The following is a 934-nucleotide window of genomic DNA, read 5'->3' as shown; positions in this document are numbered from 1 at the left end:
GGCCGCGCATTTCCTGTGGCGACGCGCCTTCAGCTTGCCGCCCAGCAGAGCCATCACCGGATCGTGGCGCAATTCGTCATGATCGTTCAGGTCTTTATAGCCGAGCGTCAGAGCGAAGATGCGCTGCCCCACCAGCGTCTTCACCTCGTGCTCGATCAAGTCCGGATTGCGCGCATCCACGAAGCAGCGGGCAAAGCGGCCGATCAATCCGATCGCCCGCTCCGTCAGCCCCAGCAGCAGCGCGCCGTCATCGGATGCAAAATCAAACCGTTCTGCGCTACACTCTGTTTGCATCGGGGAGCACCTCTGCCTCGGGTAAGTCTTTGTAGCAGAAGCATTTTCCCTGGTTCGGAGCCCCGATGCACCTCACTCTGTGAGATATCCGGGCTAGCCGCTTTGGCGCAGGCAACATCAGGCCGACGCCGCCATCGCGCACTACAAGCGGCGATCAAATCCGCAACTCTAGTGGATTGATTCCAACGTTTGGAACCCTCGGTTTCGGGCGGCGATAATGTCATCGAGGTTGGCTTTCCAGATGAATGGTTGCGGGTTCTCGGCATTGTGTTCGCGAATGAAGCGGTTGATGGCGGCCTGAAGATCTACAACGGAGTGGAAGACGCCGTGCTTGAGCCTGCGCCGGTGAGTTTGTCGAAGAAGCCCTCGACGACGTTGAGCCAGGAGCAAGATTTTGGGGTGAAATGGCGCGGGTGGCGGTCGAGTCAGGCGCGGATCTTGTCTTTTTTGACGCGGCGTAATTGTCGAGGATCACATGGATTGCGTTGTCCGTCGGCACCGCGCGCTCTATGCGGTTGAGGAGGCGGACGAACTCCTGATGGCGATGGCGCTGCTGTTCTGCGCGATGACCGTGCCGTCAAGCACGTTAAGGGCAGCGAAGAGCGTCGTTGTGCCGTGTCGTGCCGGCGCGGCCCTTCTT

General features: G+C 59.7%; 1 protein-coding gene and 1 pseudogene (1 of these 2 running past the window's edge). Both read right to left on the bottom strand.

Annotation, left to right across the window (positions count from 1 at the left end; all coding sequences use genetic code 11):
- A partial coding sequence (locus EOB49_RS31015) for a transposase (RefSeq protein ID WP_206526163.1) occupies window positions 1-294 on the bottom strand: 294 nt, incomplete at its 3' end.
- A gap of 168 nt (window positions 295-462) precedes the next feature.
- A pseudogene (locus EOB49_RS31010) lies at window positions 463-934 on the bottom strand (IS630 family transposase) (its annotated part continues 152 nt past the right edge of the window); the annotation flags it as partial.

The organism is Mesorhizobium sp. M7A.F.Ca.MR.148.00.0.0, from assembly GCF_003997735.1.
Classification (GTDB): Bacteria; Pseudomonadota; Alphaproteobacteria; order Rhizobiales; family Rhizobiaceae; genus Mesorhizobium.
This window is presented reverse-complemented; position numbering and strand designations above follow the sequence as displayed.